The sequence below is a fragment of the Arthrobacter sp. AOP36-F1-5 genome (assembly GCF_058137995.1).
In genome coordinates, this window is the sequence record NZ_CM176892.1 from 169,373 (window position 1) to 194,463 (window position 25,091).

A 25,091-nucleotide genomic window follows, 5' to 3' on the forward strand; every position below is an offset into this window, starting at 1 on the left:
TACGGTCTGCACCGTCTGGATCCATCCACCTTTTGATCGATCATGGGTAGGCTGGAGGCACGCACAGCGGAAGGCGGAAACCATGAAGATCAGTGTTGGACAGCTCTCACCCAGCGGCGAAATGGCAGAGAACCTGCAGGTGGTTCGCCGCCTGGTCGCCCGCGCCAAGGATTCCGGTGCGGAACTGGTGCTTTTCCCCGAGGAAACGATGTTCACGGTCCGCAAGGTCGAGGGGGATCTGAGCACCGCCGTGGAGCGGGATTGGAGCACCTTCGTCCAGCAGCTCTCGCTCCTGGCCGCCGAATTCGGGGTCGCGATCGTCGCCGGGGGATACGAGCCCAGTGCAGACCCCCAGCCTTACAACACGCTGGTGACCATCGATTCCAGCGGTGCCATCCTGGGGACGTACCGCAAGATCCACCTCTACGACGCCTTCTCCTACCAGGAGTCCAGCCGGATCAAATCCGGCGACGTCGAGGCGGTCCCCGTCTTCGAGATCGGCGGACTGAACGTGGGGATCATGACCTGCTACGACATCCGTTTCCCCGAGGTGGCCCGCCGTCTGGCGGTCGCCGGCGCGGACGTGGTCCTCGTGGCCGCCGCCTGGTTCAAGGGCGACCACAAGATCGACCACTGGGAGACCCTGCTCAAGGCCCGCGCCGTGGAGAACACGGTCTGGGTGGCTGCCGCCGGGACGAGCTCGACGAACACCGTGGGCCACTCGGCGATCCTGGATCCGCTGGGCATCCCGGTGGCCTTCCTGGGCGAGGAAACCGAGGCGCTGGCGACCGTCGACGTCACCCGTCGCCGGGTGGAGGAAGTCCGCCAGTTCCTGCCGGTGCTGGCCAACCGGCGGATCGGCACCGACATCAATGCTTGAGGGGGGGGCCGACCTCGGCGGCCATCCCGGGCTTCGGGAGGGCCGCCGTCGTAGTTTCTAGGCCAGGACCTGCCGTTTGGAGGAGATGACGCCGGTGTTGAAACCGGCCAGATGCAGGCCGCCGTGGAACCGGGCGTGTTCGATCTTCACGCAGCGGTCCATCACCACGTTCATTCCCGCGGCTTCGGCCTTCGTCGCGACGTCTTCGTGCCAGGCGCCGAGCTGTAGCCACAGTGTTTTCGCCCCGACCGCGAGGGCCTCGTCCAGGACGCCGGGCAGGTCGTCGTTCTTGCGGAACACCTCGACCAGATCGGGGACCTCGGGCAGCTCGGCCAACGAGGCGTAGACCGGCCGGCCCAGGATCTCGTCCAGCACCGGGTTCACGAAGTAGACCGTGTAGCTGGTGGAGGAGAGCAGGTAGGTCGCCACGAAATAGGAGGCCCGGGAGGGTTTATTCGAAGCCCCCACGATCGCGATCGAACGGGTGTTGCGCAGGATGTTCAACCGTTCGGGGGCCGAGGGGCCGATCCATCCGCGCTCGGTGGTTTCGGTGCTCACGAGAAGACTCCGATCTCTTCGGCGCTATCTGCTGGGGTCGCATCGGCTCCGGCGGCGTCGGCGGAGGTGGCCTGGGCGGCGGTGAGTGCCTGATCCAGATCCCAGATGATGTCTTCGACGTCTTCGAGCCCCACCGAAAGCCGGATCAGGTCCTCCGGCACGCCCGCGGCGGCCAGCTGTTCGGGGTTCAACTGCTGATGCGTCGTCGATCCCGGATGCAGGACCAGGGTGCGGGCGTCACCGATATTGGCCAGATGGCTGGCCAGCTGCAGCGCCTCGATGAACCGGCCTCCGGCCTCGCGCCCGCCGGAGATCCCGAAACTGAAGACCGAGCCGACCCCATCGGGCAGCAGGTCCTGCGCCCGTTCGTGCTGGGGGTGGGAAGGTAGTCCGGCGAAGTTCACGTAGCTGACGCGGGGGTCGGCCTCGAGCCAGGCGGCGATCGTCGAGGTGTTGGCCAGATGGGCGTCCATGCGTTGCGGGAGCGTCTCGACCCCCTGCAGCAGTTGGAAGGCCGACTGGGCGGACAGGGCAGGACCGATATCGCGGAGCTGTTCGGAGCGCAGCTTCGTCAGGAACCCGTATTCGCCGAAGTTCCCCCACCAGGACACGTTGCCGTAGGAGGGCACCGGTTCGGTCAGGGTCGGGAAGTTCCCGTTGCCCCAGTTGAAGCGGCCGGATTCGACGACGACCCCGCCCATCGTCGTGCCGTGGCCGCCCAGGAACTTGGTGGCCGAATGGATGACGATATCCGCACCGTGTTCGATGGGGCGCAGGATGTACGGCGGGGTGAGGGTGGAGTCGACGACGAGCGGGATGCCCGCCTGGCGGGCGACGGCCGCCAGGCCCTTGAGGTCGGCGATGTCCCCCGACGGATTGGCGACGACCTCCGTGTAGAGGGCCTTGGTTTCCGGGCGGAGGGCGGCGGCGAAGTCGGCCGCCTCGTTGCTGTCCACGAAGGTGGTGTCCACGCCGAAGCGGCGCAGCGTCACGTCCAGCTGGGTGATGGTGCCCCCGTAGAGCTTCGAGGAGGCGACGATATGGTCTCCGGCGCCGGTCAGTGCGGCGAAGGTGATGAACTCCGCGGCCATGCCCGAGGCGGTGGCCACCGCCCCGATGCCCCCTTCCAGGGAGGCAACGCGTTCCTCGAAGGCCGCGACGGTGGGGTTGCCGATCCGGGAGTAGATGTTCCCGTACTTCTGCAGGGCGAACAGGTTGGCCGCGTCGTCGGTGTCCTTGAACACGAACGAGGTGGACTGGTAGATCGGGACCGCACGGGCCCCGTGCTCGGCATCGGGGGTGCCTCCGGCGTGCAGGGCGCGGGTACGGAATCCAAACCGGTGATCGGACATCTACGTGGTGGCTCCTTCGGGGTGGGGTCGGGAGGTTCCCGATCCCCCATCGTGACAAATCTCCGGGTTCCATCAAAGAATGTTTCGCCACGTGGCGCTTTTTCGTGGCCGGTCCGAACAAACTGCACGCTGCGGGCCCCGGATAGGATGGGTGCATGGGAACACGCATTGCGCTGGTGCGCCACGGGGAAACCGCATGGAACGCCGAGGGCCGTCTTCAGGGGCAGACCGACATCCCCCTGAACGAGGCCGGCCGGGCCCAGGCCCGCGCCGCCGGGGAGCGATTGGCCGAGCATGACGGCGACTGGGGCACCCTGGTCTCCTCGCCGTTGGGCCGGGCCGTGGAGACCGCCACGCTGATCGGTACCGCGCTGGGTCTCGAGGCGGTGGAACCCGTCGTGGGGCTCCAGGAACGCCACTACGGCGAGGGCGAAGGCCGGGCGGTGCTCGGGATGCCTCGCCCCCGGATCGACGAACTACTGCTCAGTGCCGAACCCGAAGCCGAGGTCGTCGACCGGGGGCTGGCCGCGTTGGTCGGCCTGGTCCGGGAGCATCCGGACGCTGATCTGGTGGTCGTCGCCCACGGGACCCTCATCCGGCTGGTCATGAGCGCCCTGCAGGACGCCGTCCACCCGCGGTTGGAGAACGGGGAGATCGTGCTCACCGACGCCTGCCAGCTCGAGAACACGATGGTGCGACGGAATTCGACACCCGTCCACTAGGCCGGTGATGTATGCCACAGGTTCTGATACGGTTTTTCAATGACTCTCGCGAACCTGAATGACTGGCTCGGTACCTCTGAAGGCTGGTTGTGGACCTTCATCGGCATGCCCGTCGTCGTCGTCCTGGCGCTCTATTTCACCCTTCGAACCAAAGCCGTCCAGTTCCGCATGCTGCCAGCCATGTTCAAATCCATCACGGAAAAAGCGCAACGCGACGAGGACAGCAACACGAAGTCCCTGTCGGCGTTCCAGGCGTTCATCGTCTCCGCGGCAGCCCGCGTCGGAACCGGCAACGTCTCAGGCGTTGCGGGTGCCTTGTTCATCGGTGGGCCCGGTGCGGTGATGTGGATGTGGATCATGGCCCTGTTCACCAGCGCCGCGAGCTTCATCGAATCCACGCTGGCCCAGCTCTACAAGACCCGGGGCGAAGACACCTATAAGGGCGGTCCGGCCTTCTACATCCACCGCGGCCTGGGCAGCCGGGGCTTCGGCGTCTTCTTCGCCACCCTGTTCATCTTCTGCTTCGCGCTGGCCTTCACCTCGCTGCAGTCCAACACCATCGTCGACGCCGTCACCGGCGCGGTCGGCACCTTCACCGATCCGGAATCCGTGACCTGGCTACCCTGGGCCCTGGGGCTGCTGCTGGCCGGCATGACCGCCGCCATCGTCCTGGGCGGGATGCGCCGCGTCGCCTTCGTGGCGCAGAACCTGGTGCCGTTGATGGCACTGATCTACGTCAGCTTCGGCCTCGTGATCGTGCTCATGAACTTCGAAGAGCTCCCGCGCGTCGTCGGCCAGATCGTCGACGGGGCCTTCAACGTCAAGGCAGCCGTCGGCGGCGGCATCGGCGTCGCCATCGTCCAGGGCGTCCAGCGCGGCATGCTCTCCAACGAAGCCGGCATGGGCTCGGTCCCCAACGTCGCCGCCACCGCCTCGGTCAGCCACCCGGTCAAGCAGGGGCTGACCCAGACGCTGGGCGTCTACTTCGATACTCTGCTGATCTGCTCGATCACCGCGTTCATCGTCCTCATCGCCTTCCCGGACCTCGGACAAGGCGGCGAGGGCCTGGTGATGGTGCAGGAATCCCTGGTCGGCAACCTGGGGGCGTGGGCGGCGATCGCCCTGGCGGTGATCATGTTCCTGCTGGCCTTCACCTCGGTGCTGGGCAACTTCTCCTACGGGGAAGCCAACGTCAACTTCATCACCCGGAACAAGCGGGTGCGGACCCTCTTCGCGCTCGCCGTCACCGCCGTCGTCTTCCTCGGGTCCGTGATCTCCGTTGACCTGGCCTGGTCGCTGGCCGGGGTCACGATGGTCTTCATTGCCATGATCAACCTGGTGGTGATCACGATCCTGGCACCCACCGCACTCAAGCTCCTGCGCCACTACAACGCCCAACGGGCCCAAGGCCTGGACCCGGTCTTCCTGGCCACCGACATGCCGGAAATCAAGAACATCGATTGCTGGACCGAAGAGGACGTCAGTGACCACCTGACCCAGCGCGGCTACCAGCGGAAGGTGTCGGTGTCGGACACCGAATGATCAGCCAGCGGCACAGATCCGTTCCAGGGCGGGCAGGCACTCTTCGTTCTGCAGGCTCGTCGTATCGCCCAACGCGGATCCTTCGAACAGTTGGGTCAGTAGCCGGCGCATGATCTTCCCGGAACGGGTCTTGGGGACATCGGGGACGAAGACGATGTCGCGCGGCTTGGCGATCGGACCGATCTGCGCGGCCACATGGGCGCGCAGATCGGCGGCGGCCGCCACCTGCTCCGGAGTGGGGGAGGCGCTGCCGTCGGTATCGACCAATGTTGGGTCATGGGGGACGACGAACGCCGTTGCCGCATGACCGGTCGTGGCATCGACGGTGGGGCAGACCCCCGCCTCGACGACCCCCGGATGGGAGACCAGAGCTGATTCGATCTCGATGGTCGAGAGCAGATGACCCGAGATGTTCACCGCATCATCGGTGCGCCCCAGGATCCAGATGTCGCCGTCGTCGTCGTACTTCGCGCCGTCTCCGGCGAGGAACCAGCCCTGCGCGGCGTACTTTTGCCAATAGCTGCTGAAGTAGCGTTCCGGATCGCCCCACACGGTACGCGCCATGGCCGGACCGGTGGCGGTGAGCACGATGTTCCCTTGCACGTTCGCCGGGACCCGGGCGCCGTCCTCGTCCACGATGTCCGTGGCCACCCCGGGAAGTGCCCGGGTGCCACAACCGGGTTTGAGCACGGTATCGCCGGGGCGCGGTGAAAGAATCGTGGCGCCGGTTTCGGATTGCCACCAGGTGTCGACCATCGGGATGCCGGCATTGGGCTCACCGGGAACCAGTGAATCGCGGCCGACTTGGGTGCGCAGCCAACGCCAGGCCTCGGGGTTCACGGCCTCCCCGACGGTGCCGGCCATCCGGATGGAGGAGAGGTCGTGATCGGCGGGGATACCGTCCGGGAACCAGCCCATGAGCGAGCGCACCAGGGTCGGGGCCGTGTAGTAGCTGGTCACCGAATAACGTTCGATGATCTCGAAGTGCCGTCCCGGATGCGGGGCGTTGGGGACGCCTTCGTAGAGGACCTGGGTGACACCGTTGGACAGTGGTCCGTAGATCTCGTAGGTGTGGGCGGTGACCCAGGCCAGGTCGGCGGTGCACCAGTGCACGTCCAGGTCCCGCTGGCCGGGGTCCGGATGGCTGAAGAGGAACTCGTGGCTCCAGGAGGCTTGGGTGAGGTAGCCGCCGGTGGTGTGCACCAGACCCTTGGGCTTCCCGGTGGTCCCCGAGGTGTACATGATGAACAGCGGGGTTTCGGCGTCGAAGGCCTCGGCGGCGTGGGTGCGCGGCTGCTTCTCGACCACCTCGTGCCACCACAGGTCCCGGCCTTCGGTCCACGCGATCCCGCTGCCGGTGCGACGGATGACCAATACGTGTTCGATGGCGTTGTCCCCGGCCACCGCGGCGTCGGCGTGGGCCTTGACCGGCACCGCGGTTCCGCGGCGGAACTGGCCGTCGGTGGTGACCAGGAGCTTCGCCCCGGTGTCCTCGACCCGGAATCGCAGGGCCTCGGCCGAGAAGCCGCCGAAGACCAGCGAATGCACCGCACCAATCCGGGCGCAGGCCAGGGTGATGACAATGGTCTCCACCAGCACCGGCAGGTAGATGACCACGCGGTCCCCGACGCCGATGCCCAGGGAGGTCAAGGCGTGGGCCGCCTGGCTGACCATGCCGGTCAGCTCGGCGTAGGTGACACTGCGCCGGTCCCCGGGTTCGCCCTCGAAATGCAGGGCGACCTTCTCCCCCTGGCCGGAGGCGACATGCCGGTCGGCACAGTTCACCGCCGCATTGAGTTTCCCGCCCTCGAACCAGCGTAGTTCGGGGCCCCGGCGGGCCACCGGGTCCACGGCGGTAGTGCTGTGGATCGTATGCCAGGGTTCGGTCCAGTCCAGGCGTGCCGCGGCCTCGGCCCAGAAGTCCAGGCGTGCGGCTTCGGCGTTCAGGACATCGAGCTGGGCGTCGGCAGTGGGGGAGTCCATTGTCGGTACGTTGGTCATGGGTGCTCCAATCGGGTGGGCAGTATGACGCGGGGCCATGTAAGGCTTCCCCGCGGTGGGTAGCGGCCCCCGGGAGATGACCGGTGGGGTCCTAGGCGGAAACCGGGATTGTTTCTTCCGTGGTGGGCAGGTGCTGCCGGCGGGTGGTTCCTACGGTGAGATTGAAGATCGCCAGTGAGTAGAGGGTCACGGCGGTGAAGAGTCCCAGCCCCAGAAGCCCGAAATGTCCCAGCCATTCTCCGAACGTCAGCAGTGCTGCAGCGACCAACGTTCCACCCGCGGTGTAGCGGATGCCGGCCGTTCGTCGTTTTCGATCCGGGGTGGATTCCCAGGGCACGGTCACCAGCGTGACCACGACCATGACTGCAAGGTTGATGCCCATTCCAACCCACACGGGATGGATTCCTGCGAAGAACGTTGTGGCGGACCAGCCCGAGAGCTGGTTCCAGGCAATGCCGGCAAGGAACCCGGAAAGCATGGCTGCATGTACTGCCCGACGGCTGGCCAACGGCCAAAGGAAGACCGCGAGAACCGGCGCCAACGTGGCCCCGTTGCGCAAGGTCCAGGCAAGGACGTTCCACCAGGCAGCCTGCTCGGTGCGAAGGATCCCGTAAAGGATCATCAAGGCCGTCAGGGCAACCAAGGAGTACCGGGTGTAGCGAACCAGATCTTGTTCGGTGGCCTTGGGGCGTAATGCGCTGCCGACATCACGGCCCAGGGACGTGGCTCCGGAAAACTGGCATGGCCCCGCCCAGCCCATGGCGCAGGCCCAGACGCCAAGGAAGAAGAGGCCGACCAGCGGCGCCGGCAGGGTCTCGCTGATGTAATAGGGGACAGCCACGAGGCCAAGTTCCTGGTCGGGAACCGCAATGGCTGCGGAGGTCCCCACCAGGGCACCGAGGACGATGAAGGGGATCCCGAAGAGGGCTGCCGCATACAGGCCCTTCTGGCCGTCACGCGGAGAGCGGCAGGACATGGTCATTTGGAAGGCAGCCTGCGCCAGCGGCACATTGACGATGAATGTCCCAAACCAGGCGACGATGAGGGACAGCCCGGCATTTCCGGGGTCGACCATCGCCGGACGGGTGGCTGCCAATTCCTGCCAACCGCCGGGGCCGGGATTCGACAACACTACGAAGCCCGCGATGACGAGCATGACGACGAAGACCAGGCAGTTCAACGTCTGATTGAATGCCACGGACCTCATGCCGCCCGACCAGAGAAAAACCAACAGAAGCAGCGCGGTCGCAGTGACCGTCCATTGCAGCGGCAAATCGGTGAACGCCGTCAAAGCCGAGGCGAAGGCGATCGTTGTGGCCACCGACCACATGGGGAAAGTGACCGCCGTAATGACGCCCGCGATGGCTTTAGCCGCCCGACCGAACCGATCACCGATGATGCCGGTGACCGTCACGACGAGCTTCTCCCGCAGCGGTTTCACCAGCAACAAGGCGATCAGCAGAATTTGCACCGTTTCGGCCACTCCGTACCAGGCAGCGGAAATCCCGGTCCGATAGCTGAGTTCCATGATGGAAATATATGAAGAGCCCGAGAAGAGCCCCGTGATGCAGAAGGCGACGGTCCAAGGGCTGAAGGAACGGCCGCCATCGAAGAAGCCCTGTCCGCCGGGACGCCCTGCGCGCACGCGGGACCAGCGGCCGCCAAAGAGCAAAAGAACCGTATAGCCCACGGCTAAGCCGATGGTCCATGCGCCCGCCGATGTCACTGCTCCACCTTTCGGGACCGCGAGTCGAGACCGCGAGAGAGGGCATCCGCGTTGTTGCATTCCCTTTCAGGAGCGTCGACATCGATCAACTCCGCGAAATGCCAGCGAAGATCCACGACAACGCCGGCGGCGCGGATCAGGGTCAGCGCCGGACAACGTGATTCCACGGACGTCGTCAGCTGGTCCAACCGGCTGGCATCTTGTTCTCCGGTCTGGACGTGGACGGCGATCCGGCAGGAATGAAAAAAGGGCTGGACATCGGCGGTACCGGCGAATCCGCGCGTGTCCTGGGTAGCCAGGCAATAGGTCTCGATGGCTTCGAGACCGATCTGCAGTTCCTCGGCGATCTGTTCGACCACCACGCCCAGGCATGCGTTGACTGCGCCGACCATGTATTCCATGGGAGTGGGGGCGGTATCGGTCCCGCCAACGGGTTCGGGCTCGTCCACTTCGAAGCCGAAGGCCCGGATCCGGATCTTCGTCCGCATGGATCCCTGCCACGTCCCTTGGGAACGAATGCGTTTGTCGTGGGCTTTCGGGGAGACGGAGCCCCCGAGGCGGGTCTGCTGTGCGTCGGTCGTACGGGTCGGGGCAATGCTCATGAACTCAGCTCCATCGTTCCTGGCGGAAGCACCTTCGCCGGTGACGGGTTCCGCGGGGTGGCGGGGCCTTGTTCGGCGTGGTTGCTGCGGCGTCACGGAGCCAGATCTCTCGGCCGCTCGGGATGGGTACCTTTCCACTAAAGGCCACCGGCACCAGAAGAAGCAACTTCACACGACGCGTTGCGAAATATTTCATTGATGTTTCCTGCGAGGTGCCCGGATTGAACTTCCGTGTCCAGAACCCGTGCAAATAACGGAAATATTCGATGTTGCTTGGATTGCCTGGGGCTCGGAACCTGGGCTGAAACACCCCGGAAAAGTGGTTTCCGTTGACTCCAACGGTGGCGCTGAGGGCCCATGATGTGGCCCAATGGAGACAACAACCATCCAGAGCGGCCGAGAGATCTGGCTCCGTGACGCCGCAGCAACCCCTTCCCGATCCGTCGGGAGGAAGGTGCTCACGCCGGAACCGATGGAGTGATGTTCTGTGGCTGCCCTGCCGATCGACGAAGTGACCCCGCGACACCTGATCAAACTGACCCCCGGCGTGCCCGCCGACGGACACTACGACGAACTCGCGGCGGTCTTCAGACCCGTGTTCGCCAGCATCGCCGATGGCGCCGCCGACCGAGATGCCCGGCGGATCCTGCCCTTCGAACAGGTCGGCTGGCTCAACCAGGCCCGCTTCGGTGCCCTGCGGGTCCCCCGGGAGGTCGGCGGCTTCGGCGCCTCGCTGGTTGATTCCTTCCGCTTGCTCATCGAGCTGGGGGAGGCCGACTCGCAGATCGCCCAATTGCTGCGGGCCCATATCGGCTTCGTCGAATCGGTGCTGCTGCTCCACGACGAGGCGGTCAAGGCGCGCTGGTTCGCCCGCTTCGTCGCCGGGCAGATCGTCGGCAACGCCTACACCGAGCGCGGCGGCAACGACCTGGGCCACCTGAACACCGCCGTCGAACAGTCCGAGGCCGGCTGGCTGCTCACGGGGCAGAAGTACTACTGCACCGGGACGCTCTTCGCCGACTGGGTGGCGGTCACCGCCATGGCGCCGGCGGTTGAAGGGCGCCACGTCGCGGTGGTGTCCACCCAGCATTCGGGGGTGGTCATCCACGACGATTGGGACGGGTTCGGCCAACAACTCACCGGCACCGGGACCACCGGATTCACCCGGGTTCCCGTGGATACGCTCCTGGACCCCGAGGTGCTGGACGTCCACCCGGAATCGGCCATCTTCCAGTTGGTGCTGCTCGCCGTCCAGGCCGGTATCGCCCGGGCGGTCCTCGCCGACGCCCGCGCCCACACCCAACTGCGTGAACGAGCCTTCACCACCGGAACCGGCGTCCCCTCCCGGCATGAACCCCAGGTCCTGCAGGTCATCGGAGAGATCTCGGCGACCGCCTGTGCCGTGGACGCGATCCTGTTGGCCGCCATCGCCGAACTCGAATCGGTGATCGGCCAACCGGGGCTGAGCCCCGCGGAGCAGTACGCGGTCAGCGAGCTGGCCGCCAACCGGGCCCAGACGAGCATCCAACCACTCGTGCTCGAGGCGACCAGCAAGCTCTTCGACGGCCTCGGCGCCTCGGCGACCTCCACCGCCTGCAACCTGGACCGCCACTGGCGCAACGCGCGCACCATAGCCACCCACAACCCCGCCATGTACAAGTCCCGCATCGTCGGCGACTACGAGGTCAACGCCGCGACGCCGCGCAAACTCGGCGCCGTCGGCGACCTCAAGACCCCTGAAGGAGAAAAATGAGCACCACACCAGCACGCCGCCGGATCCGCCTGAACGCCTTCGACATGAACTGCGTGGTCCACCAATCGCCGGGGCTGTGGCGTCATCCGCAGGACCAGGCGTGGCGCTATAAGGAACTGGGCTACTGGACCGAGCTGGCCAAGACGCTGGAGAAGGGGCTGTTCGACGGGATCTTCATCGCGGACGTCTTGGGCACCTACGACGTCTACGGATCCACCAACTCCACCCCGCTCTCCGCCGGCGCCCAGGTCCCGGTCAACGACCCGTTCCTGCTGGTCTCCGCGATGGCTTCCGTCACCGAGAACCTGGGCTTCGGGGTCACCGCCGGAACCGCCTACGAACACCCCTACCCGTTCGCCCGCCGACTGGCGACCCTGGACCACCTGACCAACGGCCGCCTCGGCTGGAACGTGGTGACCGGATACCTGCCCTCGGCAGCCAGGAACATGGGCCAGGAAGACCAGATGGAACACGACGAACGCTACGACCACGCCGATGAGTACCTCGAAGTGGTCTATAAGCTGCTCGAGGGTTCCTGGGAGGACGACGCCGTTCTCCGCGACCGGGAATCGGGGGTCTACACCGACCCGTCGAAGGTCCACGAGATCGGCCACGAGGGCAAGTACTTCAAGGTCCCGGGCATTGCCATCACCGAACCCTCGGTGCAGCGCACCCCGGTCATCTACCAGGCCGGTGCCTCCCCGCGCGGCCTGGAATTCGCGGGGGCGAACGCCGAATCCGTCTTCGTGAATAGTCCGACCAAAGAAATCCTCACCGACACCGTGCGGAGGATCCGGGACAATGTCGAGGCCGCCGGCCGCGACCGCTACGACGTGAAGATCTACACGATGCAGACGATCATCACCGCTGCCACAGACGAGGAGGCGCAGAACAAATACGCCGACTATGCCTCCTACGCCGACATCAACGGGTCGCTGGCCCTGCTCTCGGGCTGGACCGGAATCGACATGTCACAGTACGACCTTGACGACGTGATCGGTGAGGACGTGAAGTCCAATGCCATCCAGTCCTCGGTGGAGACGTTCAAGAAGGCCTCCGGGGATGACGGCAAACCGTGGACCATCCGCCAGTTGGCCGAATGGATCGGCGTCGGCGGTTTCGGCCCGGTCACCGTCGGTGACGGGGCCCAGGTCGCCGCGAAGCTCGTTGAGTGGGTCCAGGACACCGACGTGGACGGCTTCAATATTGCCTACGCCATCACCCCGGGCACCTTCGAGGATGTCGTCGAATTCGTCATCCCCGAACTGCAGGCCCTGGGTGCCTACCCCACCGAATACGCGCCGGGGACCCTGCGCCAGAAGCTCTTCGGCGCCGGGGACCGGGTCAAGGACAGCCACCGGGCCGCCGACTACCGGCTCGCGGTAGCACAACTGGCCACCAGCTAGCAGCACCTACGAGAACCACCATCCAGAGCGGACGAGAGACCTGGCTCGTTGACTCCGCAGCAACCACCCGTTTCGGGCAGGTGCTTCCGCCGGGACCGATGGAAAGGAACCACCATGACCACCACCACGCCCACCCCGCCAACCCGCAGGATGCGTTCACGCGTCGCCGTCGCCAGCTTCATCGGCACCACGATCGAGGGCTACGACTTCGTGCTCTACGGGCTCGCCGCGGCGACTGTCTTCGGCCCGCTGTTCTTCGCACCGGCCGACCCGTTGGTCGGGACCATGGCGGCCTTCGCCACCTATGCCGTCGGGTTCATCGCCCGCCCCATTGGTGGGCTTCTTGGAGGGCACTACGGGGATCGGATCGGACGCAAGACCGTGCTGGTTGCCTCCCTGCTGCTGACCGGTATCGCCACCACGGCGATCGGTTTGCTGCCCACCCACGACACTGCCGGATGGATTGCCCCGGCGCTACTGCTGATCCTGCGCGTGGCCCAGGGCATCGGCTACGGTGCCGAATGGGCGGGAGCCGCCCTGATGACCGTCGAACACGCCGCCCCCGGACGCCGCGGACTGACCAGCAGCGCCACCCAAATCGGCCCGAGCGCGGGCATGCTGTTGGCCACGGCGGTGCTGTTGGGACTGGAATCAGCCCTGCCGGATGCCGCCTATCTGGCCTGGGGATGGCGGCTGCCGTTCCTGGCGAGCATCCTGCTGGTCGTCGTCGGTCTGGTGGTGCGGCTGAGGATCGAGGACAGCGCCTCCTTCAAACAGGTGGTTCAAACGCAGCAGGTCTCCCGCCGCCCGGTGCTGGAATCGCTGCGCACCCATCCCCGCCAAGTCGCCCTGACCACCGGGCTGCGCATCGCCCAGAACGCGTTCTACTACGTCTACACGGTCTTCATCCTGACCTACCTGGCCCAGGGCGGAATCAGCCGCGAAACCGGGTTGCAGGCCATTCTCATCGCCTCCGCCCTCGGACTGGTCACCGTCCCGTTCTGGGGCTGGGTATCGGACAGGATCGGGCGCCGGCGCACCTACCTCTTCGGCGGGATATTCAGCATCCTGGTTGCCCTGATCGCCTTCCCGCTGCTCGATACCGGCAGCTTCGTGCTGATCGTGCTGACCGTCGTGCTGGGCATGAACATCGGCCACGACGCGATGTATGGGCCGCAGGCGGCGTTCTTCTCCGAGCTCTTCGACACCCGGGTCCGCTTTTCCGGGGTGTCCATCGGCTATCAGATCGGTTCAGTCCTGGGCGGTGGCCTGGCCCCGCTGGTGGCCACCGCGCTGCTGGCCGCCGGCGGCGGCAGCCCGATCTGGGTCATCGCCTACTTCGTTGCGGTCGGCGCGCTCACCGTCGTCACCACCCTGCTTTCCCCCGAAACCAGTGCGCGGGATCTGGACGCACGCCAAGACGCCTGCCCCGTCTCCGAGCCCGAACATACCCTCGTCAGTTAGGAACGACCATGAGTGAAACCACCACCACCCCACCGGCCTTCGACACCCCCGTACCGGAGGGCTCCGAAGCCCGCTATCTTGCCCTGGCCGCACGCTTCCGCCCCGTCTTCGACGCCATCGCCGTCGACGCCGTCGCCCGCGAACAGGACCATGTGCTTCCCTTCGAACAAGTCGGGTGCCTCCAGGAGGCCGGTTTCACCACCTTGCGGGTGCCGGCCGAATACGGCGGGGACCCGGTGAACCATGAACACCTGTTCCGGCTGCTGGTGGAATTGGCTGCCGCCGATTCCAACGTGGCCCATCTGCTGCGATCACATTTTTCCTTCGTCGAAACCATTGCCTTGCAGCCGCGGGACTTCCGCGACACCTGGTTCCCGCGGGTGCTGGCCGGGCAGATCTTCGGCAACGCGGCCACCGAACGCGGCGGCAACGCCCTGGGCACCACGGCGACGAAACTGACACGGCACGACGGCGGCTGGGTCCTCAATGGTGCGAAGTACTACACCACCGGCAGCATCTTCGCCGATTGGGTGGTGGTGCTGGCCAGTACCGAGGGCGTCGAAGGCCGGCAGTACGCCGTCGTCCCCACCGATGCCGACGGGGTGGCCATCCACGATGACTGGGACGGCTTCGGCCAACCGTTGACCGGCACCGGAACCGCGATCTTCGACAACGTGGCCGTCGAGTCCTCCAACATCATTTCCCGCAAGGTCACCAGCACGCTGGAACCGGCGTTCTTCCAACTGGTCCTGCTGGCCGTGCTGGCCGGGATCGGCCGGGCCGCCCTGTGCGACGCCTCCGAACTCGTCGCCGCCCGCACCCGGACGTTCAATACCGGATCCGGTGGACTCTTCCGCGATGACGCACAGATCCAGGAACATGTCGGCACCCTCGCCGCACGGGTCTATGCCGCCGAAGCAGTGGTCGCGGCCGCGGCCCGCGACCTGGACGCCGCCGTCGATCCGGCTGTGGCCCTGGACACGGAAGCGGCGTTCCTGCGCGCGGAAATCGCCGTGCAGAAAGCCCAGGTGACTGTCCCGCCGCTGGTCCTCGATGCCGCAGGGGCCCTTTTCGACGTGACCGGGGCCTCCGCCACCAGCCGCGGAAAATCCTTGGACCGGCACTGGCGCAACGCCCGCACGGTCGCCACCCACAACCCGGCGGCCTTCAAGGCCCGCTCCGTCGGTGACTTCCACATCAACGGAACCATCCCCATCGGCCTGAACAGCATCGGCGAAGCCACCACGACTCCGAAGGACACCACCCGAGCATGAGCACCAACCAACGCCCGCGCCTGCTGCTGAGCGCCTTTTTGATGAACACCCCGAGCCACATCCTGGGAGGCCAGTGGCGTCACCCCGAGGCCCAACAGCATCGCTATAACGAGCTCGGTCTGTGGGTAGATCTAGCCCGGCAACTCGAGGACGCAAAATTCGATGCCCTGTTCTTCGCCGACGTGGTGGGCCTCTACGGCGACCATGAGGGAGGGTGGGCCTCGCTGGTGGAGAAGGGGCTGCAGGTACCCTCCAACGACCCGCTGGTGCTGGCCTCCGCGCTGGCCGCGACGACCTCACAGATCGGCTTGGCGCTGACCAGCTCGGTGGTGCAGTCCGAACCGTTCCAGATGGCCCGCCAGTTCTCCACCCTGGACCACCTTTCGGGTGGCCGGGTGGCCTGGAACATCGTGACCAGCGTGCTGGAGAACTCCCACCGCAACTTCGGGGCGACGGGCCTGGCCGCCCACGCGGACCGCTATGACTGGGCCGAGGAGTACGTGGCGGCGGTCTATAAGTTGTGGGAAGGGTCCTGGGAGGACGGGGCGGTGCTGGCCGATAAGCAGGACGGCCGCTATGCCGATCCGGCCCGGGTGAATAAGATCCACCACCAGGGCCCGCGCTATTCGATCGAAGGCCCGCATCTGTGCTCGCCCAGCCCGCAGCGCACCCCGTTCCTCTTCCAGGCCGGCAGCTCACCGCGAGGCAAGGCCTTCGCTGCCACCCATGCCGAGGCCACGTTCCTGTTCGCCCCGACCACCGACTACGTGCGCAAACAAGCCACGGCCATCCGGGCGGCCGAAGCCGCAGCGGGCAGGTCACCGGGGGACGCGAAGATCTTCGCAGGACTGTCCTTCGTGGTGGGCAGCACCGAGGCCGAGGTCCGGCGCAAGGAGGCGGAGTACGACGACTACCTGGACCCCCACGCCCTGATCGCCCATATCGGCGGGGGCATCGGCGTGGACCTGGGGGGCCTGGACCTGGACACCCCGCTGGGCGATATCGAAACCGAAGGGGCCCGCGGAATCCTCGAAGCGGTCATCGCCTCGGTGCCCGGCGGAAAGCCGACCGTGGGGGATCTGGCCCGCTCGCGGGCGAAAGCACAACAGATCTCGGGGACCCCCGAACAAATCGTCGACGAACTCGAGCGCTGGCAGGACGCCGGGATCGACGGGATCAACATCGTCAACCAGATACTTCCCGGCTCCTATACCGACTTCATCGAGGGGGTCCTGCCGGAGTTGCGGGCCCGCGGTCTGGCCCAAAGCGAGTACGCGCCCGGCACCCTGCGGGAAAAGGTCTTCGGCCGGGGCGCCACTCTGGAAGACAACCACCCGGCCGCCGTCTACCGGGGAGCTTTCTCCGGTTGCTCGGCAGCGGCCACGCAGCAGGCAACCCCGGTGGGCTGACGGGCGTCGACGGGCCTTGTAGGGTGGTGGCCATGACGGAACCAGCACCGCAGAACCAACCGTCCGCCGCCGATCTGGCCGGGATCCCCGATCTGGAGATCCCCGCCGCCGAGATCCCGGAGGTCGACATGGCAGATGTCGACATCCCCGCGGCACCGGTCCGCCCACCCTCCACCGCCGGGGAACCGGGGTCGGAGGGCACGGAATCCGGGCGGACGGGCCGCCGCGGCGCGGTCGCCGAACCCGAGCTCCCCGAGGTCGAGGGCCCGCCGTTGGGCACCACCGATCCGCAGCTGCGCACCGGCGAACCGGTGCTGAACGTCTCCGATCCGGTGCTCTCGGAGCCGGTGCTGCGCGAACCGGTGCTCGGTGACGGTGGGACCGACGGTCCGCAATTGCGCCAGCACCACATCAACGATCCGGACACCATCCGGCGTTTGCTGACCACCCAGGCCCGGTGGGCCATCGTCGGACTATCCAATAATCCGCTGCGTGCCGCCGTCGGGGTGGCACGGATCATCCGTGACGACCTGGGCATGGACATCGTCCCGGTCTCGCTGAAGGGGGACACCGTCCACGGGGAGCGGGGCTACACCCGGCTCGACGAGATCCCCGGGACCATCGACGTCGTGGACTGCTTCGTGAACTCGCAGCGGGTCGGAGCGGTCGTGGACCAGGCCATCGAGATCGGCGCGAAGGCCGTATGGCTGCAGGTCGGGGTCGTCGATGAGGCCGCTGCGGCCCGCGCCACGGCTGCCGGGCTGGATGTGGTCATGGATGCCTGCCCGGCGATCGAGCGGCGCAACCTGATGCGCTCCTAGAGCCCGGCACCCTGTTTCATCTCGTCATAGCGCGAGCGCATGAACAAGAAGAGGGCGTAGGCCAGCAGGCCGACGGCGATCGCGATGAGGGCGAAGGACCCGAACGGCTGATCGCGCACTGCCTTCAGGGCCCCGTCCAGTCCGGTGGAGTCCTCGGGGTCGTGTTGTGCCGTGGAGACGACGATCAGCAGTCCCAGCGCGGCCAGAGTCAGCCCCTTGGCCACGTAACCCGCGGTGCCCAGGATCATCAGGGTGCGCTGCACCGTGGGGCTGGAGGGCCGGCGCAGGCTCTTGGTGAACTTTCTGGCCACGCCGGAGTAGATGAAGTAGATCCCGACGCCGATGACGACCAGACCGGCGATGATCAGGGCGACGCTTCCGGCGGGTGAGGACATCAGGGTGGCCGAAATGGACGTGCTCTGTTGGGAGGAGTCCTTTCCGGCGCCGAGGGCGTAGCTGCCGAACGTGGTGCCGATGGCCGCGAAGACGACGCCGGTGCCCGCCTGTTTAACGATGAAGCCGGCACCCTTGTGGCTGGGAACGACGGCCTGGGTCAGGCTCCAGATTGCCAGCAGGAGGCAGCCCAGGAAGCAGAGCCAGATCAGGATCCCGCCCCCGGGTTGCGCGGAGAGTGCCCTCATGGCGCCCGACTGGTCGGCGTCCCCGCCACGCGCCAAGGCCACGTTCAACGCCAGGAGGCCCAGCATGCCGTGCAGCACCCCGTTGGCCACGTAGCCGAGTCGGGCCGCGCGTTCGAACCACTCGCTGCGAGCTGCCTTGCGGGCTTCTGCGGCCGCCTTCTCGGTGTTCTTCATCCCCTGAGCCTAGGCCGAAGGAGCCGCCCGTTGGCGCATGAGCGCCAGAGGCAGAGTGGCCAGCGAGATTCCGGCGGCCACCAACAGGGCGATGGGGAAGGACAGCCCTGCGGCCAGGGCTCCCACGAGCACCGATCCCAGACCGGTTCCGGCATCAAAGCCCATGTTCCAGACGGCGCTCGCCGTCCCGTACTGGGAGGGCCTCACCGCCGAGAGGGAGAGCAGCAACGTGAGGTTCTGCAGGCCTCCGTAGGTGATGCCGATGATCGTCATGGCCACCAGCAGCAGGGGGACGCGGGTCGCGTCGGGATCCTTCACGGCCCAGGCTGCAAGCACGAGCCCGATGGCGGTGAGCAGGACCAGCGGCCACAGGAAGGCCTTCGTCCCGTGCCGGTCGGCCCAGGCGCCCAGACGCCACCGGCTGAGGGCCGCGGTCGCGGTGAGCAGGGCCAGTCCCCCGGTCGTCGCGGCGGGCGAGGAGCTCATCTGCGGGACGAAGGTGATCAGTGCCCCACCGGCGAGGGTGACGGCCAGCAGCAGGAGCATGGGACGGAGCAGTCCGCCCGGAAGCCGGGGGGCCCGTCGCTTCCCGGTCGTCGTGTTCTCCTCGGCCGGGGTCGCCGGGGCCGGGCGGCGACGGGATTGCTCGGCTTCGCGTTCACGTAGGGCCAGCGCCAGTCGCGGGGCCGCCACGATGCCCAGCAGCGGCAGGGTCCCCAGGGCGAAGACCGTCCAGAAGCCGATCGTGTCGGCCAACCAGGGTCCTGCAGGCAGCAGGAGCAGTTGGGGTACTGCGATCGCCGCGCCGTAGGCGCCGATGGCGGCACCATGCCTCGCCGGTGCCACCAGGTGGGCCACCGCCGCGGAACCGGTGACCGTCAGGATCCCGAACCCCACCCCACGGATCAGTGACAGGGCCAGGATCCAGCCGAGCTGGTCGGAGAGGAGCATGAGCAGGGACGGTCCGCCGAGCAGCAGCAGGCCGGCAGCCAGAACGCGACCAGTGCCCAGACGCTGGAGCAGCCGGGGGACGAACCCCTGGGTCAGGACGGTGGTCAGCAGCAGTGCGCCATTGACCAGGCCGGATCCGGCCTCGTCGGCGCCGCCGCGGACGGCCCACAGCGGGGCCATGGGTAGCAGGGCGGCGAATCCGGCGAATCCGGCGGCCGTCAGGGACAGCAATGCCGGCATTCCGGGGGCGCGCCACACCGAATTACCGCGGGAAGGATCTGAGCTGTTCACGAAGCCCCACCCTAGCAAGTGGGCCACCCTTCACTCGTATGCTCATTTGAGTATGGTGAGATGCTCATATGTTATGCTCTTGATTGTTAGCTACATCACGATCGGAGCACATCATGACTCGTCTGAATGCCGGGGCCCTGCCCGTACTGAAGGACCCGGTCTCCGTGCCCGGGTATCCGTTGGGGCAACGACGGATCGGCATCGTGCATTTCGGCGTCGGAGGATTCCACCGGGCCCACCAGGCGATGTATCTCGACGCGCTGATGAACGCGGGTCAGGACCTGGACTGGGCCATCTGCGGGGTTGGGCTCATGCCCCACGACCAGCGCATGCGCGATGTCATGTCCGACCAGGACGGGCTGTATACCTTGGTGGCCAAGGCCCCCGACGGAACCCGTGATGCCCGGGTCATCGGTTCCATCGCCCGTTACCTTTATGCCCCGGACGAACCCGAGCTGGTCCTGGAGCAGCTCACCGACCCGGAGGTGCGGATCGTGTCGCTCACCGTGACCGAGGGCGGCTACAACTACAACCCCTCCACCGGGGAATTTGATGCCACCACCCCAGCCGTCGCCGCGGATCTGGCCGAGGGGGCCGTGCCAACCACCACGTTCGGGTTCGTCACCGAGGCCCTGCGTCGCCGCCGAGCCGCCGGGATCGAACCGTTCACGGTGATGAGTTGTGACAACATCCAAGGCAACGGGCATCTGGCCGCGAAGGTCTTCACCACCTTTGCCCGGTTGAAGGATCCGGAGCTCGGGGCGTGGGTGGCCGAGCAGGTGCCCTTCCCGAACTCCATGGTCGATCGGATCACCCCGGTCACCACCGAGGCCGACCGGGCTGCCATTGCCGCCGAATACGGGGTTCAAGACGCCTGGCCGGTGGTCTGCGAGGACTTCATTCAATGGGTCCTGGAGGACAGATTCCCCACCGGGCGCCCCGACTGGGGGTCGGTAGGAGTCCAGCTGGTCGACGACGTCGAACCCTATGAGCTGATGAAACTGCGCCTGCTCAACTGCAGCCACCAGGGCATCGCCTACCTCGGTTATCTAGCGGGCTACCGCTTCGCCCACGAGGCCTGCTCCGACCCGCTGCTCGTCGAGTTCCTCCTCGCCTATATGGAACGCGAAGCCACCCCCACCCTCCAGCCCGTGCCGGGGATCGATCTGGACGCGTACCGGCACGAACTCATCGAACGGTTTGCCAACGAACAGGTCCAGGACACCCTGGCCCGTCTGGCCGCCGAATCCTCCGACCGGATCCCCACCTGGCTGGTCCCCGTGATCCGTGCGAACCTGTCCGACGGCGGTGCGGTGCGCCTCAGCGCCGCGATCGTCGCCTCCTGGGCCCGCTACGCCCGCGGCGTGGACGAGGCCGGGCAACCCATCGAGGTCGTGGACCGGCTCCGCGACCGGGTCCTGGCGGCGGCGGCCGCCCAGGATCAGGACCCGTTGGCGTTCCTGCGCGACCGGGAACTCTTTGGCGATCTGGCCGACCAGGAGGAGTTCACCCGGCCCTACCTGGAGGCGCTGGCCATCCTGGACGACGGCGGGGCGCTGGCTTTGTTGCGCACCTTGCGCGCGGATGGCTGGACGTAGGACTCCAACTCCCTGCTACTGCCTCGACGAGGGGCCTACACCCCGTAGAGGCGGGTGCGTTCGGTGGCGTAGAGGTTGCGGGATTGCGCGCCCCAGCCGGCTCCGGAGGGGCTGAGTCGGGTCTCGATCCGGCGTTCGAAGGCAGGAAGTTCGCCCGTCGCTGACCACACCGCCTGGCGGGCGGCCCCGAGTGCCACGTATTCGCCGGCTTCCAGGACGTCCACGTCGATACCCAGCAGTTCGGGGGCCACCGCGCGCAAGGATGCCGATCGCGCGCCACCGCCGATCAGTAGGGCCCGTTGGGCCGGTCGGGACACCTCGGAGAGGGCTTCGGCGGCATCGGCCAACGAGTTCATCACGGCCAGGACGGAGGACCGGGCCAGATTCTCCCGGGTCAACGAGGCCCGGCTCATTCCGGTCAGGCTCCCGGTGGCCCCGGGGAGGTTCGGCGTGCGTTCGCCATCGAAATAGGGCATGAGGTTCAGTCCTCCGGCCAACGGGTCCCCACAGGAGGCGAGCTGGTCGAATTCAGCCAGCCCAACGCCGAGCAGTTCGGCGGTGGTGGCCATCACCCGGGCCGAATTGATCACCGCGAGCAAGGGGAGGTAGCCGCCGGTGGCGTCGGCGAATCCGGCCACCGCCCCCGTGGGGTCCGCGGTGGGGCGATCCGGCACGGAGGCGAAAACGGTGCCCGAGGTGCCGATCGACACCGCAATTTCCCTGGATTGCAGCCCCAGGCCCAGGGCGGCTGCGGCATTATCGCCGGCGCCCGCCGAGACGACCGCCCCGTCGGCCCCGAACTCGGGCAGGAGTTGGCCGCCGACGGCGTCCGGGGCGATCACCTCGGGTAGCTCGGGGGTGCGACCGAAATATTCGGTCAGCAGTTCGGGGAGGTATCCGGTAGCAGGGTGGTAATAGGCGGTGCCGCTGGTATCCGAGCGATCGGTGAACCAGCGGCCCGTGAGCACGTGGTTCAGATAATCGTGGGGCAGCACCACGCGGTGTACCCGTGCCGCGGCTTCGGGCTCGTTCCTGGCCAACCAGGCCAGCTTCGTCAGGGTGAAGGAGGCCACCGGCACCGATCCCACTTCCCGGGCCCAGAAATCGGCCCCGTGGTCGCAGACCATGGCCGCGGCCTGGGGAGCGCTGCGGGTGTCGTTCCACAACAGCGCATCGAAGACCGGTTCCCCGGCCACGTCCAGGGCGACCATGCCGTGTTGTTGGGCGGCCAGCCCGACGCCGATGACCGTACCCGCCCCCGCCGGGTCTGCTTCTTTCCAGGCGCGGTGAAGGGCGGAGGCCCAGATCCGCGGATCGATGCTGGTCCCATCGGGGTGGGCCACCTTGGCCGAGCGCAATTCGGCCCCGGTGGCAGCATCCAGGACCAGCACCTTGCAGGACTGGGTCGAGGAATCAATGCCGACGACGACGTCGCTCATGCTGGATCCTCCGTCGCGGTTGCTTCAATCAGGTCAAGTTCCGTGGCCAGGGCGTGGGCCAGTGATGGGCCGAGGACCAAATGGTTCACGATTCCGGCGGCCACCGCAGCGCGGACCCCCGCGACACCGTCCGGGCTGGGGGCGACCATCACGACTTGCGGGGTGGCTTTCAGCTGGGCCAGCGAGACGGCGATGACACAATCATCGACCCCTGCCGCGGCCGCTGAACCGTCGGCGGCCAGCAGTCGGCCCGAGCATTCGGCGACGGTGCCCGCCGCGGTGGCGGCCTGACGCTGGGTGGGGGAGAGGCGTTCATAGACGGTTGACTTCCCGGGGACCCAATCGCCCAGGGCGACGACGGCGACATCGAGGTCCTCTGCCGCCTTCAGGGCGTCGGAGATCTCCGGCTGGCGGCGCAGACTCGCTGCCGTCTCGGCCGTTTCAAGGATGAGCGGGGCCGGCAGGGGCCAGGTCCGGCCACCGGCTGCTGCCCCGAGCCGATGGATCAGCGCCCCCGAACCGCTGCCGCCGGTGACCGTGATGGAGCCGGCGAGCTGGACGACGTCACAACCGGGCAGTGTTGGCAGGTGGCCGGCCATGGCCTGCAAGGTGCGCGACCAGGAGACCCCCAGTCGGCACCCCTCGGTGACGACCCCGGCGACGACTGCTGCTGCCGCACGGGCCAGTCGGTCGCGTTCGTCGAGGGCTCCCGTCGGGGTCGGAGCGATGGTCACCGACGTGATGCCCAGGGCGCGGGCCAGTTCCGCTTCTTCGACGGGTACGGCTGCAGGGCGACGGATGGTGATCTGCACGATGCCTTCGTGGCGTGCCTCATCAAGATAGCGGGCGACCTGGAAGCGGGAGATCCCGTGGGTTTTGGCGATCTCGACCTTCGAGGTGTTTTCGAGGTAGTACTCGCTGGCGATCTGCGCCAACATTTCCTCGTGCCGTTCGGGCATGGGGTGGATTCCTTCGTTTAGGTCGGCACTCCCTCGGGTCCGACTCATGTGAGTTGAATGTCTTGCTCAAATGATCTTATATGACTAGAGTCACATAACAAATGAGCACTTGATGGTTATCACATGAGCGAAGCGGTCGCTCGAGCGAGGAGCAGATAATGGCGATACGGGATTTTCCCCTCAGCCGCCGGGGATTCATGGGCGCCGGGATCGGTGCCGTGGCCGCTGCGGGGCTCAGCGCCTGCTCGGGACAGGCGACGGCGGGTGGGAAGACCAGCCTGATCGTGGCCATCGTCTCCAACCCGCAGATGAACGACGCGATCTCCTTGATGGATGACTTCCGGTCCAAGCATCCGGGCATCGACGTCCGCTTCGTTTCGCTTCCGGAAAACGAGGCCCGCGCGAAGATCACCGCCTCCGTCGCCACCGAAGGCGGGGAGTTCGACGTCGTGATGATCTCCAACTACGAGACTCCGATGTGGGCCGAGAACGGGTGGATCACCGATCTGGGTCCCTATATGGAACAGACCCAGGGCTACGACGCCCAGGATTTCATTCCGACCATCCGTGAGTCGCTCACCCATCAGGGAAGCCAGTACTCGGTCCCGTTCTACGGGGAGTCCTCGTTCGTGGTCTACCGCGAAGACCTCTTCGAGAAAGCGGGGCTGAGCATGCCCGAACAACCGACCTGGGAACAGATCCGCGGATTCGCGAAGGAACTGCACGCGCCGCAGAAGGGCTTCTCGGGGATCTGCCTGCGCGGGCTGGCCGGATGGGGCGAAGTGATGGCGCCGCTGGACACCGTCATCAACACCTACGGCGGGCGCTGGTTCGACGAGGACTGGAACGCCACCCTGGACAGCCCCGAGGTCCATGAGGCGGTGGCCGGATATGTCGACCTGGTCCGCAGCTACGGCCAACCCGGGGCGGCGACCTCGGGGTACGGCGACTGCATCACCCGGTTCTCCCAGGGCAACGCGGCCATGTGGTACGACGCCACGGCGATGGTCTCCTCCATCGAGGACCCGTCCTCGTCGAAGGTCACCGGAAAGACCAACTATGCCCTGGCGCCGGTGAAGGAGACCGAGTCGGCCGGCTGGCTCTACACCTGGGCGCTGGCCATCCCGCAAACCAGCCGGAAGAAGCAGGCCGCATGGGACTTCATCGCCTGGATGACCAATAAGGACTACCTGAAGCTGGTCGGCAACTCCATCGGCTGGGAACGGTTGCCCCCGGGCAGCCGCAAATCCACCTACGAGATTCCCGAATACGCCTCGATCGCCGAGGACTACGCGACACCGACGCTGAAGGCCATGGGCAATGCCACCCAGGACAAATCCATGATCCATCCGGTGCCCTACACCGGACTGCAGTTCGTGGGGATCCCAGAATTCCAGGACCTCGGCACCCGGGTGGCGCAGCAGATCTCCGCCTCCATCGCCGGCAGCCAAAGCGTCGAGGACGCGCTGCGCCAATCGCAGGACTTCGCGGCCACCGTGGCCCGGACCTACCAGAAGAAGGGCTAGGC

The 25,091-nt window shown here is 66.7% G+C and carries 20 protein-coding genes and 2 riboswitches; of the genes, 11 read left to right on the forward strand and 9 right to left on the reverse strand.

Annotated elements, in window-relative coordinates; all coding sequences use genetic code 11:
* The first annotated feature begins 82 nt into the window (after positions 1 to 82).
* Complete coding sequence (locus tag AC3ZI9_RS00845) at positions 83 to 880, forward strand: carbon-nitrogen hydrolase family protein (protein ID WP_443381967.1); 798 nt, start codon at positions 83 to 85, stop codon at positions 878 to 880.
* A gap of 57 nt (positions 881 to 937) precedes the next feature.
* On the opposite strand, the gene AC3ZI9_RS00850 is transcribed toward AC3ZI9_RS00845, so the two are convergent.
* Both AC3ZI9_RS00850 and AC3ZI9_RS00855 read right to left on the reverse strand, forming a co-directional pair.
* Positions 938 to 1,438: a CoA-binding protein gene (locus tag AC3ZI9_RS00850; RefSeq protein WP_443381969.1), complete on the reverse strand. Its 501-nt coding sequence runs from the start codon at positions 1,436 to 1,438 to the stop codon at positions 938 to 940.
* Entirely contained in the window at positions 1,435 to 2,790 is a 1,356-nt protein-coding gene (locus AC3ZI9_RS00855; protein ID WP_443381971.1) for an O-acetylhomoserine aminocarboxypropyltransferase/cysteine synthase family protein, read from the reverse strand. Before AC3ZI9_RS00855 ends, AC3ZI9_RS00850 begins: the two co-directional genes overlap by 4 nt.
* Positions 2,791 to 2,945: 155 nt before the next feature.
* Here AC3ZI9_RS00855 and AC3ZI9_RS00860 point away from each other — a divergent pair, with 155 nt between their 5' ends.
* Both AC3ZI9_RS00860 and AC3ZI9_RS00865 read left to right on the forward strand, forming a co-directional pair.
* The gene (locus AC3ZI9_RS00860) at positions 2,946 to 3,512 is read left to right on the forward strand and encodes a histidine phosphatase family protein (RefSeq protein ID WP_489923736.1); all 567 of its coding nucleotides are present in this window, start codon (positions 2,946 to 2,948) and stop codon (positions 3,510 to 3,512) included.
* A gap of 39 nt (positions 3,513 to 3,551) precedes the next feature.
* Positions 3,552 to 5,054 carry an alanine/glycine:cation symporter family protein gene (locus AC3ZI9_RS00865; RefSeq protein ID WP_443381976.1) on the forward strand — a complete coding sequence of 501 codons (1,503 nt, stop codon included), beginning with the start codon at positions 3,552 to 3,554 and terminating at the stop codon, positions 5,052 to 5,054.
* Here the strand turns inward: AC3ZI9_RS00865 and acs are convergent, their stop codons facing one another.
* The 3 genes from acs to AC3ZI9_RS00880 all read right to left on the reverse strand — a co-directional run bounded on the left by acs (position 5,055) and on the right by AC3ZI9_RS00880 (position 9,383).
* The gene (gene acs / locus AC3ZI9_RS00870; RefSeq protein WP_489923737.1) at positions 5,055 to 7,055 is read right to left on the reverse strand and encodes an acetate--CoA ligase; all 2,001 of its coding nucleotides are present in this window, start codon (positions 7,053 to 7,055) and stop codon (positions 5,055 to 5,057) included.
* A 91-nt stretch (positions 7,056 to 7,146) separates the two neighbouring features.
* A complete protein-coding gene (locus AC3ZI9_RS00875) occupies positions 7,147 to 8,841 on the reverse strand; it encodes a sodium:solute symporter family protein (RefSeq protein WP_489923738.1) in 1,695 nt (564 codons plus the stop codon).
* Positions 8,778 to 9,383 (reverse strand): OsmC family protein, encoded by a 606-nt coding sequence (locus tag AC3ZI9_RS00880; protein WP_444555355.1) that lies wholly within the window; start codon positions 9,381 to 9,383, stop codon positions 8,778 to 8,780. The genes AC3ZI9_RS00875 and AC3ZI9_RS00880 overlap by 64 nt, the downstream gene beginning before the upstream one ends.
* Before the next feature lie 380 nt (positions 9,384 to 9,763).
* A riboswitch (SAM riboswitch) is annotated at positions 9,764 to 9,862 on the forward strand.
* Positions 9,863 to 9,870: 8 nt separating this feature from the next.
* Here AC3ZI9_RS00880 and AC3ZI9_RS00885 point away from each other — a divergent pair.
* From AC3ZI9_RS00885 to AC3ZI9_RS00910, 6 genes are all read left to right on the forward strand, one after another.
* Positions 9,871 to 11,136, forward strand: coding sequence for an acyl-CoA dehydrogenase family protein (locus AC3ZI9_RS00885; RefSeq protein WP_444566517.1), 1,266 nt, complete (start codon positions 9,871 to 9,873; stop codon positions 11,134 to 11,136).
* On the forward strand, positions 11,133 to 12,542 hold the full coding sequence (locus AC3ZI9_RS00890; RefSeq protein ID WP_444566516.1) for an LLM class flavin-dependent oxidoreductase: 1,410 nt from the start codon (positions 11,133 to 11,135) through the stop codon (positions 12,540 to 12,542). Before AC3ZI9_RS00885 ends, AC3ZI9_RS00890 begins: the two co-directional genes overlap by 4 nt.
* Positions 12,543 to 12,557: 15 nt before the next feature.
* Positions 12,558 to 12,647: riboswitch (SAM riboswitch) on the forward strand.
* Between the two features lie 9 nt (positions 12,648 to 12,656).
* Positions 12,657 to 14,006, forward strand: a complete 1,350-nt coding sequence (locus AC3ZI9_RS00895; protein WP_444555352.1) for an MFS transporter — start codon at positions 12,657 to 12,659, stop codon at positions 14,004 to 14,006.
* Positions 14,007 to 14,014: 8 nt separating this feature from the next.
* On the forward strand, positions 14,015 to 15,280 hold the full coding sequence (locus tag AC3ZI9_RS00900) for an acyl-CoA dehydrogenase family protein (RefSeq protein WP_489923739.1): 1,266 nt from the start codon (positions 14,015 to 14,017) through the stop codon (positions 15,278 to 15,280).
* On the forward strand, positions 15,277 to 16,689 hold the full coding sequence (locus AC3ZI9_RS00905) for an LLM class flavin-dependent oxidoreductase (RefSeq protein WP_489923740.1): 1,413 nt from the start codon (positions 15,277 to 15,279) through the stop codon (positions 16,687 to 16,689). Before AC3ZI9_RS00900 ends, AC3ZI9_RS00905 begins: the two co-directional genes overlap by 4 nt.
* 395 nt (positions 16,690 to 17,084) lie before the next feature.
* Entirely contained in the window at positions 17,085 to 17,510 is a 426-nt protein-coding gene (locus tag AC3ZI9_RS00910; protein WP_444566519.1) for a CoA-binding protein, read from the forward strand.
* Here the strand turns inward: AC3ZI9_RS00910 and AC3ZI9_RS00915 are convergent.
* Positions 17,507 to 18,325, reverse strand: coding sequence for a DUF1206 domain-containing protein (locus tag AC3ZI9_RS00915; RefSeq protein WP_444555349.1), 819 nt, complete (start codon positions 18,323 to 18,325; stop codon positions 17,507 to 17,509). The genes AC3ZI9_RS00910 and AC3ZI9_RS00915 overlap by 4 nt on opposite strands.
* 9 nt (positions 18,326 to 18,334) lie before the next feature.
* The gene (locus tag AC3ZI9_RS00920) at positions 18,335 to 19,567 is read right to left on the reverse strand and encodes an MFS transporter (protein WP_444555348.1); all 1,233 of its coding nucleotides are present in this window, start codon (positions 19,565 to 19,567) and stop codon (positions 18,335 to 18,337) included.
* A 113-nt stretch (positions 19,568 to 19,680) separates the two neighbouring features.
* Between AC3ZI9_RS00920 and AC3ZI9_RS00925 the strand changes: the two genes are divergently transcribed.
* The gene (locus AC3ZI9_RS00925) at positions 19,681 to 21,165 is read left to right on the forward strand and encodes a mannitol dehydrogenase family protein (RefSeq protein ID WP_444566513.1); all 1,485 of its coding nucleotides are present in this window, start codon (positions 19,681 to 19,683) and stop codon (positions 21,163 to 21,165) included.
* A gap of 35 nt (positions 21,166 to 21,200) precedes the next feature.
* Here AC3ZI9_RS00925 and AC3ZI9_RS00930 read toward each other — a convergent pair whose 3' ends face one another.
* Complete coding sequence (locus AC3ZI9_RS00930) at positions 21,201 to 22,604, reverse strand: FGGY family carbohydrate kinase (RefSeq protein WP_489923741.1); 1,404 nt, start codon at positions 22,602 to 22,604, stop codon at positions 21,201 to 21,203.
* A complete protein-coding gene (locus tag AC3ZI9_RS00935) occupies positions 22,601 to 23,563 on the reverse strand; it encodes a sugar-binding transcriptional regulator (protein ID WP_444555345.1) in 963 nt (320 codons plus the stop codon). Before AC3ZI9_RS00935 ends, AC3ZI9_RS00930 begins: the two co-directional genes overlap by 4 nt.
* A 158-nt stretch (positions 23,564 to 23,721) precedes the next feature.
* On the opposite strand from AC3ZI9_RS00935, the gene AC3ZI9_RS00940 reads away from it, so the two are divergent.
* Positions 23,722 to 25,089 carry an ABC transporter substrate-binding protein gene (locus tag AC3ZI9_RS00940; RefSeq protein WP_444555344.1) on the forward strand — a complete coding sequence of 456 codons (1,368 nt, stop codon included), beginning with the start codon at positions 23,722 to 23,724 and terminating at the stop codon, positions 25,087 to 25,089.
* Positions 25,090 to 25,091 lie beyond the last annotated feature (2 nt).

Coding starts and splice junctions, on each gene's coding strand:
- AC3ZI9_RS00935 (WP_444555345.1), bottom strand. CDS start 23,563: ATGCCCGAACGGCACGAGGAAATGTTGGCGCAGATCGCCAGCGAGTAC.
- AC3ZI9_RS00860 (WP_489923736.1), top strand. CDS start 2,946: ATGGGAACACGCATTGCGCTGGTGCGCCACGGGGAAACCGCATGGAAC.
- AC3ZI9_RS00925 (WP_444566513.1), top strand. CDS start 19,681: ATGACTCGTCTGAATGCCGGGGCCCTGCCCGTACTGAAGGACCCGGTC.
- AC3ZI9_RS00890 (WP_444566516.1), top strand. CDS start 11,133: ATGAGCACCACACCAGCACGCCGCCGGATCCGCCTGAACGCCTTCGAC.
- AC3ZI9_RS00915 (WP_444555349.1), bottom strand. CDS start 18,325: ATGAAGAACACCGAGAAGGCGGCCGCAGAAGCCCGCAAGGCAGCTCGC.
- AC3ZI9_RS00880 (WP_444555355.1), bottom strand. CDS start 9,383: ATGAGCATTGCCCCGACCCGTACGACCGACGCACAGCAGACCCGCCTC.
- AC3ZI9_RS00940 (WP_444555344.1), top strand. CDS start 23,722: ATGGCGATACGGGATTTTCCCCTCAGCCGCCGGGGATTCATGGGCGCC.
- AC3ZI9_RS00930 (WP_489923741.1), bottom strand. CDS start 22,604: ATGAGCGACGTCGTCGTCGGCATTGATTCCTCGACCCAGTCCTGCAAG.
- AC3ZI9_RS00905 (WP_489923740.1), top strand. CDS start 15,277: ATGAGCACCAACCAACGCCCGCGCCTGCTGCTGAGCGCCTTTTTGATG.
- AC3ZI9_RS00895 (WP_444555352.1), top strand. CDS start 12,657: ATGACCACCACCACGCCCACCCCGCCAACCCGCAGGATGCGTTCACGC.
- AC3ZI9_RS00900 (WP_489923739.1), top strand. CDS start 14,015: ATGAGTGAAACCACCACCACCCCACCGGCCTTCGACACCCCCGTACCG.
- acs (WP_489923737.1), bottom strand. CDS start 7,055: ATGACCAACGTACCGACAATGGACTCCCCCACTGCCGACGCCCAGCTC.
- AC3ZI9_RS00875 (WP_489923738.1), bottom strand. CDS start 8,841: ATGCAACAACGCGGATGCCCTCTCTCGCGGTCTCGACTCGCGGTCCCG.
- AC3ZI9_RS00845 (WP_443381967.1), top strand. CDS start 83: ATGAAGATCAGTGTTGGACAGCTCTCACCCAGCGGCGAAATGGCAGAG.
- AC3ZI9_RS00865 (WP_443381976.1), top strand. CDS start 3,552: ATGACTCTCGCGAACCTGAATGACTGGCTCGGTACCTCTGAAGGCTGG.
- AC3ZI9_RS00855 (WP_443381971.1), bottom strand. CDS start 2,790: ATGTCCGATCACCGGTTTGGATTCCGTACCCGCGCCCTGCACGCCGGA.